This is a genomic window from Pedobacter sp. V48, assembly GCF_000523515.1.
GTDB lineage: Bacteria > Bacteroidota > Bacteroidia > Sphingobacteriales > Sphingobacteriaceae > Pedobacter.
This window is the reverse complement of record NZ_AWRU01000032.1, coordinates 460,906-476,979: the sequence shown is the minus strand read 5'-3', so window position 1 is coordinate 476,979 and position 16,074 is coordinate 460,906. Positions and strand designations below refer to the sequence as shown.

At 37.6% G+C, this 16,074-nt stretch carries 17 protein-coding genes; 11 read left to right on the top strand and 6 right to left on the bottom strand.

What is annotated here, in order from left to right; translation table 11 throughout:
- The first annotated feature begins 33 nt into the window (after positions 1 to 33).
- A complete protein-coding gene (locus N824_RS24160; RefSeq protein ID WP_048907658.1) occupies positions 34 to 249 on the top strand; it encodes a hypothetical protein in 216 nt (71 codons plus the stop codon).
- Between the two features lie 167 nt (positions 250 to 416).
- Positions 417 to 1,280 carry a DUF4349 domain-containing protein gene (locus N824_RS24155; RefSeq protein WP_048907657.1) on the top strand — a complete coding sequence of 288 codons (864 nt, stop codon included), beginning with the start codon at positions 417 to 419 and terminating at the stop codon, positions 1,278 to 1,280.
- On the opposite strand, the gene ruvC is transcribed toward N824_RS24155, so the two are convergent.
- A complete protein-coding gene (ruvC, locus tag N824_RS24150; protein WP_048907656.1) occupies positions 1,270 to 1,836 on the bottom strand; it encodes a crossover junction endodeoxyribonuclease RuvC in 567 nt (188 codons plus the stop codon). The genes N824_RS24155 and ruvC overlap by 11 nt on opposite strands.
- Before the next feature lie 43 nt (positions 1,837 to 1,879).
- Between ruvC and N824_RS24145 the strand changes: the two genes are divergently transcribed.
- The 7 genes from N824_RS24145 to N824_RS24115 are packed head-to-tail and all read left to right on the top strand — an operon-like array spanning position 1,880 to position 8,794.
- Positions 1,880 to 2,857, top strand: coding sequence for a hypothetical protein (locus N824_RS24145; protein WP_048907724.1), 978 nt, complete (start codon positions 1,880 to 1,882; stop codon positions 2,855 to 2,857).
- Positions 2,835 to 3,971: a glycosyltransferase gene (locus N824_RS24140; protein ID WP_048907655.1), complete on the top strand. Its 1,137-nt coding sequence runs from the start codon at positions 2,835 to 2,837 to the stop codon at positions 3,969 to 3,971. Before N824_RS24145 ends, N824_RS24140 begins: the two co-directional genes overlap by 23 nt.
- Positions 3,971 to 5,062: an ABC transporter permease gene (locus N824_RS24135; protein ID WP_048907654.1), complete on the top strand. Its 1,092-nt coding sequence runs from the start codon at positions 3,971 to 3,973 to the stop codon at positions 5,060 to 5,062. Before N824_RS24140 ends, N824_RS24135 begins: the two co-directional genes overlap by 1 nt.
- 34 nt (positions 5,063 to 5,096) lie before the next feature.
- Entirely contained in the window at positions 5,097 to 5,708 is a 612-nt protein-coding gene (locus tag N824_RS24130) for a ribonuclease HII (RefSeq protein WP_048907653.1), read from the top strand.
- Between the two features lie 18 nt (positions 5,709 to 5,726).
- Positions 5,727 to 6,929 carry a glycosyltransferase family 4 protein gene (locus N824_RS24125; RefSeq protein ID WP_048907652.1) on the top strand — a complete coding sequence of 401 codons (1,203 nt, stop codon included), beginning with the start codon at positions 5,727 to 5,729 and terminating at the stop codon, positions 6,927 to 6,929.
- 40 nt (positions 6,930 to 6,969) lie between these two features.
- Entirely contained in the window at positions 6,970 to 8,049 is a 1,080-nt protein-coding gene (gene gcvT / locus N824_RS24120; protein WP_048907651.1) for a glycine cleavage system aminomethyltransferase GcvT, read from the top strand.
- A 16-nt stretch (positions 8,050 to 8,065) separates the two neighbouring features.
- The gene (locus N824_RS24115) at positions 8,066 to 8,794 is read left to right on the top strand and encodes a 2-phosphosulfolactate phosphatase (RefSeq protein WP_048907650.1); all 729 of its coding nucleotides are present in this window, start codon (positions 8,066 to 8,068) and stop codon (positions 8,792 to 8,794) included.
- On the opposite strand, the gene N824_RS24110 is transcribed toward N824_RS24115, so the two are convergent.
- Complete coding sequence (locus tag N824_RS24110) at positions 8,778 to 9,569, bottom strand: patatin-like phospholipase family protein (RefSeq protein WP_048907649.1); 792 nt, start codon at positions 9,567 to 9,569, stop codon at positions 8,778 to 8,780. The two genes, N824_RS24115 and N824_RS24110, sit on opposite strands and share 17 nt — an antisense overlap.
- A 6-nt stretch (positions 9,570 to 9,575) precedes the next feature.
- On the bottom strand, positions 9,576 to 10,619 hold the full coding sequence (gldB, locus tag N824_RS24105; protein WP_048907648.1) for a gliding motility lipoprotein GldB: 1,044 nt from the start codon (positions 10,617 to 10,619) through the stop codon (positions 9,576 to 9,578).
- Positions 10,620 to 10,681: 62 nt separating this feature from the next.
- On the opposite strand from gldB, the gene N824_RS24100 reads away from it, so the two are divergent.
- Positions 10,682 to 11,344, top strand: coding sequence for a porin family protein (locus N824_RS24100; protein ID WP_048907647.1), 663 nt, complete (start codon positions 10,682 to 10,684; stop codon positions 11,342 to 11,344).
- Positions 11,345 to 11,382: 38 nt separating this feature from the next.
- Positions 11,383 to 13,023, top strand: a complete 1,641-nt coding sequence (locus N824_RS24095; RefSeq protein WP_048907646.1) for an NAD+ synthase — start codon at positions 11,383 to 11,385, stop codon at positions 13,021 to 13,023.
- Here the strand turns inward: N824_RS24095 and lnt are convergent, their stop codons facing one another.
- From lnt to rsmI, 3 genes are read right to left on the bottom strand one after another with little or no spacing between them, the layout of a single operon-like run.
- Positions 13,024 to 14,643, bottom strand: a complete 1,620-nt coding sequence (lnt, locus tag N824_RS24090; protein ID WP_048907645.1) for an apolipoprotein N-acyltransferase — start codon at positions 14,641 to 14,643, stop codon at positions 13,024 to 13,026.
- Positions 14,643 to 15,299, bottom strand: a complete 657-nt coding sequence (locus N824_RS24085; protein WP_048907644.1) for a PH domain-containing protein — start codon at positions 15,297 to 15,299, stop codon at positions 14,643 to 14,645. The genes lnt and N824_RS24085 overlap by 1 nt, the downstream gene beginning before the upstream one ends.
- Before the next feature lie 48 nt (positions 15,300 to 15,347).
- Complete coding sequence (gene rsmI / locus N824_RS24080; RefSeq protein WP_048907643.1) at positions 15,348 to 16,058, bottom strand: 16S rRNA (cytidine(1402)-2'-O)-methyltransferase; 711 nt, start codon at positions 16,056 to 16,058, stop codon at positions 15,348 to 15,350.
- Positions 16,059 to 16,074 lie beyond the last annotated feature (16 nt).

The following is a 16,074-nucleotide window of genomic DNA, read 5'->3' as shown; positions in this document are numbered from 1 at the left end:
TATTATTTTTGCGCAGTAAATAAAAACAGTAAAATGGAACAGACACCAAAACACAATACAGAAAGCATGAAAAGAGCTAATGAGATCTCAATTTATAAGTTGATGACCGTTGGGATTTTAGTTGGTATTTTGGGCGTATTTTTACGCTTTGCTGGTGACTCTACCACATTGTCTATTATCTCATGGGCAATACTTTTAATTGGTGCTATCATCGCTTGTAAAGGCGTATTCAAAATATTAGACGCATAAGAATATAAAATTATTCTTTTTAAGAACGTCCTCATTAGCAAAAGCTGGTGAGGACGTTTTTTTGTAACGTTTATATGATTTATAGCAAAGTTGATCTTATTTGGCGAAATTTTTAGGTTACCTAATTTAATATTTGGTATTAAGGAAAAAACCTAATCGTTAATACTATGAAAAAATATTTAATCTATTGTGTATTTGCAATAGCCATGTTTTCGTGCAACAGTAATAAAGATTCAAAATTAGAAAATTCAGATGCTACAAGTACAAATCTGGAGACAACAGATTCACTGTTAAGTGAAAAGATCATCAAGACTGCAGATATGCGTTTCAGGGTTAAGGATGTCCAGAATACGAAAGAAAAGTTAAGCTCGGCAGTAAAAGCAGAGGGAGGAACCATTGCAGAGTTCACCGTTCAAAGTAATATTCAACAAACAGAAAAGGTAAAGTATTCTACAGACTCGTTACTGGAGCTCACTTCTTATCGAACAGAAGGATTAATAATAGCGAAAGTTCCTTCAGATAAGCTAGATGAGTTTACCAACAAAGTGGCAAAGCTGGCTGTTTTTATAGATCAGCAGTCGCTTAAAATGGATGATCAAAGCATTGTTTATCTGAGTAATAAACTAAAGAATGAAAATAGGGTTGAGGCTGTAGAACAACTTAATAAACATGCCAATAAGAAAAGTAATAATGTAGAAACCTCGCTATCTCTTAAAGATGATTATGTAGATAAAAAGATAGAAAACCTGATGATCAATAGCAAAGTTCAGTACAGTACAATTACCCTTAATTTTTATCAGGACAATACTGTTAAAAGTATTCTTGTTGGAAATGATGATTTATATAGCTATCGTCCAAACTTCTTTACACGATTGGGATTAAGCTTTCAAAACGGATGGTATATCTTTAAAGAATTTATACTTGTTGCAATGAATTTATGGGTTTGGATACTAATTGGTACAGCAGCGTATTTCAGCTTTAAATATTATCGCAAAAGAAAAATTGCTAACGCAAATCAGGTTACTGCTTAAGTCGTTTTTTATTGTCTTTGGCAAATGCCTCCCAGCCGGAGTAGGATTTACCTGCTCCGCTGGTGCTTACCCTCTGAAAAGAATGACAAACAGCAACGGCTAAACCATCCGTAGCATCCAGAAATTCGGGTGTTTCCTTAAAATTTAATAGACGCTGTAACATAGCAGCCACTTGCTCTTTACTTGTATTGCCGTTCCCTGTTATGGATTGTTTGATTTTTCGCGGTGCATATTCTGCAATTGGGATATTTCTGGATAGGGCCGCTGCCATTGCTACACCTTGTGCCCGACCTAATTTTAACATAACCTGAATGTTTTTCCCATAAAAAGGAGCTTCTAATGCTAAGACATCAGGTTTAAACTCGTCCAAAAGCAGAATGGTTTTTTCAAAAATGCGCTGTAATTTCAAAAAGTGATCATCCATATGATCCATCCTAACGATCCCCATGGTGATTAATTCAATTTTGCTTCCTTTCTCCAGCACTACTCCATATCCCATTATTGAAGTTCCCGGGTCTATGCCCATGATCACCCTTTCCTTTTTTTCAGCCAACATAAAACAATATTAAGCATATTTGCAGATAGTAAATGCAAAAAAGTTGACATCGCGGTACAAAAAAATACTTTCTTACTTCATTAAAACAGCAATTGTTGTATTTGCCTTTTGGATCATTTACAACAAACTGTCAAATAATGAGAATTTAAACTCATTTAAAAATCTATTAAAGCAAATTCCTCAATCCGAAATCATCCTGGTAATGACTGCGGTTATTGTTCTTATGCTTTTGAACTGGGGGCTGGAAGCGCTAAAGTGGAGAAGGTTAGTTTCAGGGATAGAGAAAATTAGCATTTGGAGATCTATTGAATCTGTATTCTGTGGATTAACCTGGGCAGTGTTTACACCCAACAGAATCGGAGAATATGGTGGCCGGGTCTTCTTCCTATCGCCTAAAAGAAGGATTGTAGGTGTAGTGGCCATGGCAGTGGGGAATATAGGCCAGATGGTACTTACCAATGTGTTTGGCGCAATTGCCCTATGTATTTTCATCTACAAGTTTGTAAATATAGATTACCGTTTGTTTTATGCCCTGGTAATCCTTTCAATAATGTTCTGCTTGTTTTTTATCATCTTCTATTTTAACATAAAATGGTTAAATGGAATTTTGGTGTCCATGCGTTTTACGCGTAAATACAAAAGATTCTATGGGATTCTTGCAAGATATCAGAAAAGGGAACTGCTAAATATATTGCTGTTTTGCTTGTCAAGATATGTTGTGTTTAGTACCCAATACTTTATCCTTTTCTATTGGCTAATACCTGAATTACATTATCTGGATATCATGATGATGGTGAGTATTTTGTTTTTCGTGCAGTCGACTTTACCTTCCCTTGATCTTTTTGATATAGGGGTTAGAAGCGTTACCGCATCTTACTTTTTTGGCTTTATAACAGATCAGAATATTGCGGTTATAGCGTGCACTGCTGGTATCTGGCTAATAAATATTATAATTCCTGCTATATTAGGCACTTATTTCGTTTTTAAACTTAATTTCTTTGGAAATATTCAGCGCAGTTAGTTACCTCTCCTCTTTCTTAACTATTTTATATGTAATAGTGGTTATTGCCTTTATTAAAGGGTGGCATAACCTGGTGTATTTTAAGTCTTCGGGAAGTGAAGGAAAAACAAGCGTGTCAATTCTGGTAGCTGCACGTAATGAAGAAACAAATATTTCAAAAACCATTGATGATCTGCTTGCGCAAAACTATAATAAGGAACTTACAGAAATTATCTTCATCGATGATCACTCTACAGATAATACCGCTGAAATTATAAGATCGTATGCAAGCCGCGGTGTAAAATTAATTTGCCTTAATGAGGATCAAGCTTTAAACTCCTATAAAAAAAAAGCGATACAGACTGCTATAGGACAGTCGACCGGTACGTTGATAATTACTACAGATGCCGATTGCAGAATGGGGCCTGATTGGTTAAAAACGGTAATCCAATTTTATGAGGCAGGGAATTATAAAATGATCTCCTCACCGGTCGCTTATTTTCAAGAGAAAAGTTTCTTTGAGCGGGCCCAATCGCTGGAGTTTCTTTATTTAATAGGTTTGGGTGCATCAACAATAGGAAATAAACAACCCTCTACTTGCAATGGCGCCAATTTGGCTTATGAGAAGGATGCTTTTTATGAGGTAGGCGGGTTTAAAGGGATTGATGATCTGGCCTCTGGTGATGATGAATTGCTTTTGCATAAAATAGCAGCTCGCTTCGATAATAATGTTGGGTTTTTAAAGAATAGGGAGGCTGTTGTTTATACCCATGCGAAACCCACTTTAAAAGAGTTTATTCAACAGAGGAAGCGCTGGGCTTCAAAAAGTACCAGGTATAAAAATAAATCGATCATTGTTCTGGGTGTTTGCATATGGTTGTTCAACCTTAGTGTGCTTATGAATCTGGGTATCGGCTTGTTTATAGGGTTCTATTTTAAATTGGCAATATTTCAAGTACTAGCAAAAATATTAGTTGAATTCTTATTTTTATATGATGTGACTGGTTTTGCAAAAAGGCGAAAATTATTGCTTCTGCTGCCTGTATTAAACATATTGCATATGATTTACATCGTTTATATTGGTGTCGCCGGCAACTCCGGGAAATACAACTGGAAAGGGAGAATGGTAAAATAGTGGAAGCACACGTTAGCCCTTCAAGAAAAGTCTGGAAACGGTTTAGGAAAAATAAACTAGCCTTTGGAGGGTTATTATTTATTATCGCGCTCATCATTATGGGCATTCTTGGTTATGCAATCACTCCTGATCAAACCCCGAATGCGAATACCATGCATCTTCAGCTTACAAATAAGAAACCGGGCAGAACCTTTGACTTTTTAATTGTTAGTAAAAATAAGAACATTAGGAAAGTTAATTTCTTTGAGAAGATGCTTTACGGACAGGAGGCAGATTTTAAGAGCATACCTATTACTTCTTATCGCGAAAGCCAGGGCAAAGTTTATGCAAGAGAATATATTGGCGATGATGAACAGGCAGAGGAAACCAGTTATCTTTTAGTTAAGGGGAATAATCGCTATACACAGACTTTTTGGCTGGGGACAGATGTTTATGGTCGAGATCTGTTAAGTAGATTGATCCTCGGCATTCGCGTGTCATTGTCGGTAGGATTAATGGCTGTACTTATTTCGCTTTTTATTGGAGTTAGTTTAGGTGCCTTGGCGGGTTATTTTGGAGGTAAAACTGATGCCGCAATTAGCTGGTTTATGAACGTGATCTGGTCATTGCCATCGCTACTACTGGTCATTGCAATTTCCTTTGCACTGGGTAAAGGATTCTGGCAAATATTTATAGCAGTAGGACTGTCTACCTGGGTTGATGTGGCACGTTTGGTACGCGGACAAGTAATGGCATTAAAGGAGGTAGAATTTGTAGAAGCATCAAAGGCACTTGGATACTCAACTCCAAGAATCATCGTAAAGCACATCTTGCCTAATATTGCCGGTCCGATACTTGTGGTTGCTTCTGCAAATTTCGCCTCAGCAATACTTTTAGAAACAGGATTGAGCTTTTTAGGTTTTGGAGCACAGCCGCCGATGGCTAGCTGGGGAGGCATGATAAAGGAGCATTACGGATACATTATTATGGATGCTGCCTACCTGGCTATTTTACCTGGACTTGCAATTATGCTTACGGTATATGCTTTTAATTTATTAGCCATTGGATTGAGAGATGCGTTTGATGTGAAGTCGCAAAATATCTCAGTGTAACCACAACTATTAAATTTACTAACTTTGTTGTAATATGCTATTGAACTGTTACCAGAACGAATTACTAGAAGCCGGATGTGATGAAGCAGGGAGAGGTTGCTTGGCAGGGCCAGTATTTGCTGCTGCAGTAATTTTACCTTCCGATTTTATTGCCGGAGAGTTAACTGATTCTAAAAAGCTTACTCATAAACAGCGCTGTAATTTAAGAGTGATTATAGAAAGGGAGGCAATTGCCTGGGCTGTAGCAGAAGTGGATCACCTGGAAATAGATAAGATTAATATCCTCAATGCCTCGTTCCTTGCGATGCACAGAGCCGTAGAGAAGCTCGCTGTAAGGCCGGAATACCTAAGCATAGATGGAAACCGATTTAAAGCATATCCAAATATTCCTCATACCTGCATTGTAAAAGGAGATGGTAAATATTTAAATATTGCAGCAGCGTCTATTCTTGCTAAAACCCATAGAGATGAATTTATGGAAAATATATCGATACAATATCCTCATTATCAGTGGCATCAAAATAAAGGGTATCCAACAATAGTACATCGGATGGCTGCTTTAGAACATGGATTGTCGCCATTTCACCGTAAAACTTTCACAATTAGCAATCCGCAACTGGCTCTATTTTCCGAAAACGAAGGATAATTAGTATTTTCACATGATTTGAAAATATTAATTCTGACAAATAGGGTCCCTTTTCCGCCAAATAGCGGATACCCCATAGTAGTTTATAACACTATTAAGGGGTTACTACAACTTGGCCTGGAAATAACCTTATTTAGCATTAACACTAATAAACACAGAGTTGATGTGGATGATATTTACGACCCTGTTTTTGACTGCATAAAATTCCATTCCTTTAGCTTGGATACTGAGGTGAATGTTTGGGGTGCGCTATTTAATGTTTTCTCTAATCAGTCTTATAACGTTTCAAGGTATTTTGACGATGAGGCAGCTAAACTGCTTGAAGATATTTTAAGAGAAAATGAATTTGATATTATTCAATTCGAGGGACTGTTTGTAGTGCCTTATCTGGATATTGTTAAAGCGAATAGTAAGGCCAAAGTGGTTTATAGAGCACATAATATAGAGTTTGATGTTTGGGAGCGTATTGCAAGAACGGAAAAATTTACGCCAAGACGGATGTATTTACAATTTCTTGCCCGCCGTTTAAAGGTTTATGAAACCGAACAGATGAACAGATTTCACCAGGTCTTTGCTATAAGTGAACAAGACAGGCAAAGTATTCTTCGGTTTGGTTGTGAAACGGCTCTTGAAGTTTTTCCGGTAGCGCTAGATTTTAAAAAATATGTTACAGACCCCTCTAAAACCAGCTTTCCTACATTGTTTCATTTAGGGGCTATGGATTGGCGACCAAATAAAGAGGGATTAGAATGGTTTCTTGATGAGATATGGCCGGATATAGAAAAATTGAGTAGTGAGCTGCGTTTTTATATCGCTGGAAAAAACATGCCCAGAGAGTTTTTTGAATATGACTCTGAAAACCTGGTAGTAGAGGGTGAAATTTTTGACGCAATAGAATTTATAAATTCTAAAGCGATTATGATAGTTCCGCTGCTGTCTGGCAGTGGGATGCGGGTAAAGATTATCGAAGGTATGGCCATGAGTAAATGTATCATTGCAACAAGCATGGCTGCCGAAGGAATCAAGTGCGAACATGGTAAAGATATTCTTATAGCCAATACTGCCGACGAGTTTTACAGGTCTATACTGCAATGTATCACCAACCCTAAGAAATGGCGTGAAATTGGTGAAAATGCAAGAAAAACGGTAGAGCGTGATCACGACTTTTTTTCCATCTCTAAAAGGATGTTGAATATATACCAAAAGTTAGTAAGTGCTTAAATTTTATATACCTTTGCCCACGTTTTTACAGATATATAATATGAAGAATACCGCATTAACAGATAAACACATCTCTTTGGGGGCTAAAATGGTGCCATTTGCAGGTTACAATATGCCAGTTCAATACGAAGGCATAAATGCAGAACATGCTGTGGTGAGAAACGGCGTTGGCGTTTTTGACGTTAGCCATATGGGCGAATTTATTTTAAAGGGCGAGAATGCGCTAGACTTAATTCAACATGTTACCAGCAATGATGCTTCGAAACTTTATGATGGGAAAGTCCAATACTCTTGCCTTCCAAATGAAGATGGAGGTATTGTTGATGATTTATTGGTTTATCGTATAGACGAAAAAACATACATGCTGGTTGTTAACGCATCTAACATAGATAAGGATTGGAACTGGATTCAGAAATTCAATGATAAGGGTGTAGAAATGCATAATATTTCTGATAAAACATCTTTGCTTGCTATACAAGGACCTAAAGCGGCTGAAGCTTTGCAAGGGTTAACTGACGTTGATCTTGCTTCTATGGAGTATTACAACTTCGTAAAAGGTACATTTGCCGGTGTTGATAATGTTGTGATCTCTGCAACCGGTTATACAGGTGCTGGTGGTTTTGAGATCTATTTTGATAACGAACACGCTGATAAAATCTGGGATGCTATTTTTGAAGCAGGCAAACCTTTCAATATGAAGCCCATTGGTTTGGGTGCCCGTGATACTTTACGTTTAGAAATGGGTTTTTGTTTATATGGAAATGATATTGATGACGCTACCTCTCCAATTGAAGCAGGATTAGGATGGATCACTAAATTCACTAAGAAATTTACCAACTCAGATGCTTTATTATCTCAAAAAGAAGCAGGTATTGCACGTAAACTTGTGGGATTTGAAATGATTGACAGGGGGATACCTCGTCATGATTATGAAATAGTTGATGCAGAAGGAAATGTAATTGGTAAGGTTACTTCTGGTACTCAATCTCCGTCTTTACAAAAGGCAATAGGAATGGGATACATTTCAAAAGGCATGGATAAAGAAGGAACGGAGATTTTTATCAATATCCGTAATAATAAAATTAAAGCCAAAGTAGTTAAATTCCCTTTTTATAAATAAAAGCCATATTCTGTCGATGCAAAAAAGTATAGAAGTTTGTTTAACGCCCGCATTATTAGATCTGTATGCTATTGAAGATAGCATTGTTGTAGTTATTGACGTACTCAGAGCTACTTCTTCCATCGTATATGGAATAGATAACGGCGCAACTGCAATTATACCGGTAGCAAACGTTGAAGATTGTCTTAACTATTCTGATAAAGGGTTTTTACTGGCGGCAGAGCGTGACGGACAAGTAGTAGAAGGATATGACTTCGGGAATTCACCTTTCTCCTATACAACTGAAAAGGTTGGTGGCAGAACTGTAGTGCTTACAACTACTAATGGGACAAAAGCCCTTCATATGGCAAGAAAAAGAGCACATCAAGTAGTGATGGGCTCTTTTTTAAATCTACAGGCCTTATGCAACTGGCTTAAAATTCAGGATAAAAGTGTTTTATTACTTTGTGCCGGATGGAAAGATAAATTCAATCTGGAAGATACACTGTTTGCAGGGGCTGTTGTTGCCGAGTTGCGCAAGGAGTTTACTCATTTTGATGATTCTTCGGTAGCTGCAGAAGATCTATATAACTTGGCTAAAGATGATCTTAGGAGTTATCTTCATAAATCTTCTCACAGCCACAGACTGGCTGAATTAAATATAGAAGAAGATGTAAGGTTCTGTTTGCAGTTAAATCTTTGCCAGGCTATTCCAGTTATGGATGGTGATGCTTTAGTTTCTCTAAAAGCTACTCCAGTTCTTTAATCGGAACCTTTAGGAGATTCTTTAGGCTTTCATTGCTTTTAATGGTTTTCAATGTTTCTTCATATGCAAGCCAATAAATAGTTTCGGCTTTTTTCATATCAAAAGTACTGATCTCACCCATTCCTTTTGGCTCAATCAGCACATTGCAGAAGGCGGCCTTTTCTTCCATATCTTTATTTACAGACATTAGACCCGCTCTTGCCATTAAGGCTGTAATCTTGGTGATTTTGTCAACGGGTTTTAAGTGGTTGCATGACGATCCGATAATGAAATCGCAGTTATTTAATAAAGGTTCAACCGGAAAGTTATTTAAAATACCCCCGTCAACATACATCTCATCATTTATTATAATTGGTTTAAATATCCCCGGAATACAGCTAGATGCTTGAATGGTTCTGATCAGAGGCCCTTTGTCAAAGTATACCAGTTCTCCTTTGCTAAAATTAGTTGTAGCAATGGTAAGTGGGATCTTTAGGCTTTCAATTCTATCATCAGGAAAGTACTCTTTAAATAAACTTGATGTATTTTCAATATTGATTAAGCCCAGTGAGCCCACCGCAGGTCGAAGAAATTTTAAGAGTTTGGTCCTTATAAAAATATTTAAAGCATCCTCAGGGTCGATGCCTGAAGCAAATAATGCTCCTGCAATTGAACCTGCACTGGTTCCGCTGATGTGACTAAACTTAATGCCGGCATTTCCAAATGCCTTTAAAACACCCAGGTGTGCAACTCCTCTGATTCCGCCACCAGATAATACGATTCCTATTTTAGTCATGTAGCATTATTTAGGTTTGTACTTTGATAAATTTAATATTTTTTGAGCATCCTGTTCAGCCATCAATTGTTGTAAGGTAACATCTTTATTTTCCTGCATGTACTTTCTTACAATCTGCCATCCGGTCCAGATACCTAGTTTAGGAGCAGACTCGTTTTTCTCTCCAAGCCCGGGCGTAAAGGGGCCTTCGCTCAAAAGCACCTGTATCTTCTGATAATCGGTTTCGAATAATAGGTTGTTCTGAAGATAATAGGCCCAAATGTCACTTTCAAAAGTTTTACACCATTCTAAATGTTTTTGAGTGTATCCTATTTTAACTGAATCCGGAACTTTCTCATCAAGCACCTTGTCCATAAAGTACAAAATTTTTCCGTTATGAATCATCTTTGAAAGTAAGGTTCTGTCTTCGTCCCGTTCATGAAACAGTTCTTCTCGTGCATAAGTCTCAGTTATTCGCGGAACAATGTATTCAGGAATAAAACGTCGGGAAAGGTAAGTTGGTACACTTTGTACTATAGCTTTGTAAAATTTGTTGTTTTTCCCCATAAACATATCCAGGCCAATGCCCATGTAGTTATCGCCAATTGGTGTCTGTATCGCAAAACCAGAAACAAAAGATATGAACTGAGGAATTTTTGCTTTAGGATAATAGTAAAGGATGTATTTAAATGTTTGAGATAAGTCTTTTTCTATGGGTGTAATGTCTTTAAAAATACTATCTACCTCTTTGTTTAAATCTGAGTAGGCTGAATCCTGATATAAGGTGGTTAAAATTTCCTGATTTGTATAGTCAAAGTTACCAACCATCCTATGCGCATAGTCATTGTAAAAGGCACCGTATTTCTTTATCAGGAACGCATTGGTCTCATTGAGGTTATTAGATTTTCCGGCATATAAATCCTTGTCAAACCGGGCAATTTTTACATCTAAATGTAGTGCGCTAACATCAGGTTTAGTACTTTGGGTACATGAAACCAGTAGTGACGAAAAAAAAGCAGACACAAATAGAAAAAATAGATAGCTTTGGTGGAATTTTACGTTATATATCATTGTAAACAAATATAAAGTAAGTTTATTCAAGCTTCATAGGCATTAAAGGAAAATATATTTATATGAAACACACATTTATCGCGATATTATTGTTGTTTGTAACAGGAAGCGTTTTTGCACAAGATTCTTCATCTCCATATTACGGTTTCAGACTCGGATTAACAGCTCATCCGACAATAGGATGGGTAAAACCACAAGTGGGTAAAAGTAATGGAGTTGCTCTTGGATTTTCCTATGGTTTAATGGGTGATTTTAATTTTGCCGAGAATTATAGTTTTGCAACAGGTCTTACCATCACTACAATTAATGGTAAAAGCACGCAGATAATTACCGAAGAAACTACTCCTCCAACTCAAATACCATATGAACTTAAGTATAAACTTCAATATATCGAAGTGCCACTTACAATTAAACTAAAAACTGTTAAAATTAACGATATCCGCTGGTACGGTCAATTTGGTTTATCAAACGACTTTAATATCGGAGCCAAACAAGATGCCGATGCCGCAGGAAAGTCAAGTTCCCGGGATGAAAACATTTCAAAAACGATTAAACTATATCGTGCGGGCTTAATATTAGGTGCAGGAGCAGAGTTCGATCTAAGTGGGAATACAAGTATTGCAGCAGGACTAACGTATAACAATGGCTTTACTGACATTACCACTGATAAAAATAATAATATCCGTAATCATTACCTGGGTATTAATTTTGGTGTTTTCTTTTAATAAATTTACCTAGCAGGACTTTCTACAATTACAATCACATGAATATAGCACTGGCGCAACTCAACTATCACATTGGTAATTTTGAATACAACACAAAAAAAATAATCGACCACATCCAATTGGCGAAAGATAAAGGTGCTGATCTGGTTGTATTCGCTGAGCTGGCTATTTGTGGTTATCCACCACGTGATTTTTTGGAATTCGATGAATTTATTGGCCTATGTGAAACTGCGGCACAAGAAATCGCTGCGCATTGTAAAGTTATTGCATGTATTGTCGGTTTACCAGTTAGAAACGAAGTGCTTGCAGGTAAAGATTTATACAATGCCGCATATTTTATTGAGGAAGGAAAGGTAAAAGCTATTGCAAAAAAAGCATTGCTTCCAAATTACGATGTATTTGATGAATACCGTTATTTTGAGCCCGCTACTCAATTCGAATGCATAACTTTTAAGGGCCGCAAAATAGCCTTAACCATTTGCGAAGACCTATGGAACATTAACAACAATCCATTGTATATTTCCAATCCAATGGATGAATTGATTAAGCAAAGTCCTGATCTGATGATCAATATTGCCGCATCACCATTTTCATATTGCCATGATGATGAAAGGGTAGTGGTTTTGGCCGATAATGCTAAAAAATATAAACTTCCTTTATTGTATGTAAATCAGGTAGGTGCGCAAACCGAGATCGTATTTGATGGTGGTTCCCTAGCATTTGATAGAGAAGGTAATCTTCTGGATGAAATGGCTTATTTTAAAGAAGAGTTAAAAATCTATGAAGTTGAAGGTGATGTAATTAAAGGATATACGCCCAAAACACATAGAACTATTACAGACATAGAGCAGATTTACGAAGCTTTAGTCTTGGGTATTAAAGATTACTTTGTAAAGTCGGGTTTTAAAAAAGCAGTATTGGGCCTTTCTGGGGGTATAGATTCAGCTATTGTATGCGCTCTGGCATGTCGGGCTTTAGGGGCTGAAAATGTAATGGCGGTGTTAATGCCTTCAAAATACTCGTCTGACCATTCTATTCAGGATGCACTTGACCTGGTTAAAAATATTGGTTGTCAGCATGAGATCATTCCAATTAAAGAAGCGGCCAATGCGTTTGACAACATGATGGCGTCTGCTTTTAAAGGATTACCGTTTAACCTTACAGAAGAGAATATTCAGGCAAGATGCAGAGGGATCATTGTGATGGCTATGTCTAATAAGTTTGGCTATATCCTTCTAAATACATCAAACAAAAGTGAATGCGCGGTAGGCTATGGTACGCTATATGGTGATATGTGCGGCGCAATTGGCGTAATTGGAGATGTATACAAAACCCAGGTTTACCAACTGGCTTATTATATTAATAAAGACGGAGTGGTAATACCAGAAAATTCCATTGTTAAACCACCGTCGGCAGAACTTAGGCCAGGTCAAAAAGATTCAGACTCATTACCTGATTACGATATCCTTGATAAGATACTGTTTCAATATATAGAGCTAAAGCAAAGTTCATCATCAATCATCGCACAAGGCTATGATGATGCGCTGGTAAGAAGGATCATTAAAATGGTAAATACGGCTGAGTTCAAGCGTTATCAAACACCGCCGATATTAAGGGTTTCTCCAAAAGCATTTGGTATGGGTCGCAGAATGCCCATAGTTGGAAAGTATCTTTCTTAGTTACTTTCTAACCCACTTTCTGTAAGGAATAATTAGTGCAAACAAGCCAGCCAATACAGATAGGATTTTAGGAATAAAATCGCCATTTCTTACATAAAAAGTAAGGTCATCATTTAAATTGATATCTGCTTTAATGGCTGTTTTGGTCCACCATTTGGTTTGCTGTATAATGTCGCCTTTCTGATTAATGAAGCAAGAAATACCAGTATTAGCAGATCTTACTACATACCTGCGGGTTTCTATAGCTCTTAGCTTGGCATATAACAAGTGCTGGTCTTTTCCTGATGTATTTCCCCACCAGCCATCATTGGTTAAAATAGCAATAAACTGTGCCCCATTCTTAACAGCTTCGGCTACCCAACCTCCCCAAATCGATTCATAGCAAATTACAGGCACAGCACCGACTCCACCATACGAATAAAATACTTGAGGGTCTTTTTGCCAGCCATAACCACCGACAGTGCCTCCGAAGCCTTCGAAAACAGGGCCCAATACAGATAGCGCTTCCGGGAAAGGCATTTTCTCTACCCCCGGGACCAATTTAGATTTATGGTAGAATTGCACGTTAGCGGAGTTTTCTATCTGTAATGCCGCATTAAAAACATCTACATAGGTGCTGTTATCATATTGTCTGGCCGAAGGTGTTTGTTTGTCGTTGTAGAACTTAATACTCTCAATGCCACTAATAATGCTGCCATTTTTGTATTTTTCAAGGAATTTCTGGGCATCCAGGAATTCGGAACTTGTACGAATTCTGTCCTCATCAGATTCAGTTGGAATTGCTGTTTCAGGCCATATAAAATATTCGGTACTTGGCTGAGCAACGGAGTCGGATAAATGAGTAAGGATTTTAAGCTGTTCACCTGCAGAAATACCACCAAACTTTTTATAAGGATCTATATTGGGTTGCACAGCGACTACGTTGACAGGGACCTCTTTTTCCTCGTACTCGTAGTATAAGGTTAAGGACAATGCAATCGGCACTGCAATAATTACAACCCATAAAAGTGCAAATTTGAATCGGGCAAAGCCATTAGCAGCACCTGGCTTAAGCACTTTAAAGGCCTCAAAAGTAATAATGTTACTTAGTAGTATCCAGAATGTACCACCATAAACACCAGTGTATTCATACCATTGTGCAAGCTGATGCATGCCTGATAGGCCATTCCCTAAATTCATCCATGGAAAAGAAAGGTCCCAGCTCTGATGCAAAAACTCCATTGCAATATAAAAGCATATTAGCCCCAAATAGGCAATGTATTTATTTACCAGCCTACCCAGTCTGTAATATAACCAGAAAGCAAAAGTCATGAGCAGTGCTCCTAAGCCATAAGGGATAAGCGAAACAAAGAAAGATACCACAGGGCCATTTACTGAACTTATGGCATTATACACCCAATAAATAGATGCGGTATTCCAAATCAGAAAGGTTAATCCTGCGGTTAGGAAAACATGCTTCCCTTTTTTAGGATTATCGCTTTGTATAATCCTTTCTAAGGCAATAAGTAATGGAACAAGACCAACCAGTAATAAGGGAGTTGTAAACTTAATAGGAGGCCATGCCAGCCACATTAAAAACGCGCTTAGTAAAGCAAGGAGAGCAGTGTTTTTGAATTTCATTATAAGCTATCTAAAATATCAGCTTTTTTAGCTTCATATTCTTCCTGCGTGATAAGGTGTTTATCATACAGGCTTTTTAATTTTCTTAGCTTCAATGTAGTTTCATCTTCTGGTTCTTCTACCGGTATTGCAGGCACAGCAGGGGATGGAGAAAAGAATGCTTGGGGCTCTTCTTCCTCCACGGGCTCTGGAGCAGGTAGCGTATTTACAGTGACTGGTGACGTCGATGATCTTCTTTCTTCAAGATCAAGTTGTCTTTGTTGCTCTTTAAAACTTTCTAATTGCTCATATGCAGCCTGGTATAACTTGCGGGCCTGTACTTTGGGAATGTATTCCGTAATGATGTTTTCACCATGTAAAGGCACACAAATGAATTTAGAGCCAAACAATTCTTCTTTAAAAGAAACCTCTTTAATGCTCTTCCAAGAAATGTCTTTAAAATTCATGGTAATCCCAAAATTGCCAGGTTCACAATAGAAGATACGCTTGTTACTTACTGCAATACAATCGGGTAAAAGATTTACTGCAGGCTTTTTTTGTACAGCCATGTAAATCAGTTCCTCATTGCTGGTTAACATATCATTTAGTTTACCTAAAACTTTTTCTACAGCTTTAGGATCCTGTTCGTCACTTAAAAATCTATCTATTAATATCATGTTATTTTCTTATAATCATTTCAGTAGTCAGCTATCAAAAATTGAACCCTAATTGTCGCGATCATACTTAGCTTTCTTTTTTACTTCTTCAGCTCCCGCAATACAAATTACGAATTCTCCTTTTAATATATTGTTTTCAAAATGTGATTTAATTTCGGTTAAAGTGCCTCTCACAGTTTCTTCATAAAGCTTGGTTAACTCACGACTTACCGATGCCTGACGATCTGCGCCCAAATACTGTGCGAATTCCTCAAGTGTTTTAAGTAGCCTGTGGGGGCTTTCGTACAATACTATTGTCCTTTCTTCCTCAGCCAGTTTTTTAAAACGTGTTTGGCGTCCTTTTTTTACCGGCAAAAAGCCTTCAAAAACAAAAGAGTCAGAAGGTAACCCTGAGTTTACCAGAGCAGGTACGAATGCTGTAGCTCCAGGCAAACACTCTACTGCCAAATCATTTTTAATTGCTTCCCGAACCAGAAAAAAACCAGGATCAGATATTGCAGGTGTTCCGGCATCGGAGATCAAAGCTACCATTTTACCTTCCTTCAAAAACTTTATGATTTCTGAAGTTGCCTGATGTTCATTGTGTTGGTGATGTGAATACGCTTTTTTATCGATCCCGAAATGCTTCAGCATAGGGGCACTGGTACGGGTATCCTCTGCAAGGATCACATCGGCTTCTTTTAAAATCCGGATCGCCCTGAAGGTCATGTCTTCAAGATTTCCAATAGGGGTGGGCACAAGAAATAGTTTACCTTCCATAATTATTAGGTCTCGT

Bases quoted from the DNA above. Each gene is read 5' to 3' on its own strand.
- N824_RS24160 (WP_048907658.1), top strand. From the start codon at position 34: ATGGAACAGACACCAAAACACAATACAGAAAGCATGAAAAGAGCTAAT.
- N824_RS24155 (WP_048907657.1), top strand. From the start codon at position 417: ATGAAAAAATATTTAATCTATTGTGTATTTGCAATAGCCATGTTTTCG.
- ruvC (WP_048907656.1), bottom strand. From the start codon at position 1,836: ATGTTGGCTGAAAAAAAGGAAAGGGTGATCATGGGCATAGACCCGGGA.
- N824_RS24130 (WP_048907653.1), top strand. From the start codon at position 5,097: ATGCTATTGAACTGTTACCAGAACGAATTACTAGAAGCCGGATGTGAT.
- gcvT (WP_048907651.1), top strand. From the start codon at position 6,970: ATGAAGAATACCGCATTAACAGATAAACACATCTCTTTGGGGGCTAAA.
- N824_RS24115 (WP_048907650.1), top strand. From the start codon at position 8,066: ATGCAAAAAAGTATAGAAGTTTGTTTAACGCCCGCATTATTAGATCTG.
- N824_RS24110 (WP_048907649.1), bottom strand. From the start codon at position 9,569: ATGACTAAAATAGGAATCGTATTATCTGGTGGCGGAATCAGAGGAGTT.
- gldB (WP_048907648.1), bottom strand. From the start codon at position 10,619: ATGATATATAACGTAAAATTCCACCAAAGCTATCTATTTTTTCTATTT.
- N824_RS24100 (WP_048907647.1), top strand. From the start codon at position 10,682: ATGAAACACACATTTATCGCGATATTATTGTTGTTTGTAACAGGAAGC.
- N824_RS24095 (WP_048907646.1), top strand. From the start codon at position 11,383: ATGAATATAGCACTGGCGCAACTCAACTATCACATTGGTAATTTTGAA.
- lnt (WP_048907645.1), bottom strand. From the start codon at position 14,643: ATGAAATTCAAAAACACTGCTCTCCTTGCTTTACTAAGCGCGTTTTTA.
- N824_RS24085 (WP_048907644.1), bottom strand. From the start codon at position 15,299: ATGATATTAATAGATAGATTTTTAAGTGACGAACAGGATCCTAAAGCT.
- rsmI (WP_048907643.1), bottom strand. From the start codon at position 16,058: ATGGAAGGTAAACTATTTCTTGTGCCCACCCCTATTGGAAATCTTGAA.